Below are 975 nucleotides of genomic sequence, written 5' to 3'. Positions count from 1 at the left end.
TTAGTCGGCATCGCAACGCCAGCTGCTCAAGCTTTAGCCAATGCTGCTAACGGCGATCGTCCGGTGATCTTATCTGCGGTATCAGACCCAGCTAACAACGGTTTTATCGCTTCTGATGAAAAACCAGGGGCTAATGTAACAGGGGTTACAGATATGGCACCAGTTGCAGAACAATTTGATTTAATGCAAGAAATTTTACCAGATATGGAAAATGTCGGCATTATTTACAATTCTTCAGAATCGAATGTAAGCAAAACGGTTAATGAAGCCAAGGCTGAAGCTGAATCAAGAGGATTGAACGTAGTAGAATCTACCATTACTTCAACAAATGACCTAGCATCAGTTGCAGAACAATTGGCTGGTCAAGTGGATGTTATCTGGGTACCAAATGACAATACAATTGCTAGTGCTATGGATACCTTAATTCAAGTAACAGATGCAAACAGCATTCCAGTTATTCCAGTAGTAGACGCTATGGTTGCTGACGGTGGGTTAGCGACAGTTGGTATCAACCAATATCAATTCGGTTTAGATACAGCGACGGTAGTAGCAGATGTCATTGAAGGCGCAGATACGGCAACTTATCCAATTATCTATAATGATAAGACAGATACTTACATCAATACAGCTAAAGCTGAAGAATTAGGCATTAAACTACCTCAAGAATTGATTGATGCGGCCATTGATGTTAACAGTGACGAATATGCTAAATTAGTTGGCGAATAAGGAGGAGACCATATGGACATGATAATTAGTGCTTTTTCTCAAGGGACAATCTGGGCTGTAATGGGTCTTGGAATCTATATTACTTTTAGAATTTTAAATGCACCGGATATGACGACTGAAGGGTCGTTTGTATTGGGTGGTGCCATTGGTGCCCAAATGCTTTACTTTAATATTGATCCTTTTACGACATTGTTGATTTCATTTTTAGCAGGTATGGCTGCAGGTGCTATTACAGGGTTTTTAGTAACC

General features: G+C 40.3%; 2 protein-coding genes. Both read left to right on the top strand.

Going from position 1 to position 975, the window contains the following annotated elements:
- A partial coding sequence (locus ACRCJ0_RS15560; RefSeq protein WP_431391096.1) for an ABC transporter substrate binding protein occupies window positions 1-726 on the top strand: 726 nt, incomplete at its 5' end.
- A gap of 12 nt (window positions 727-738) precedes the next feature.
- Window positions 739-975 (top strand): ABC transporter permease subunit (locus ACRCJ0_RS15555; RefSeq protein ID WP_431391095.1); only part of this gene is annotated, 237 nt, incomplete at its 3' end.

This window comes from Aerococcus sp. L_32 (assembly GCF_050689315.1).
The sequence above is the reverse complement of the archived record's forward strand: the minus strand, read 5'-3'. Positions and strand labels throughout refer to the sequence as shown.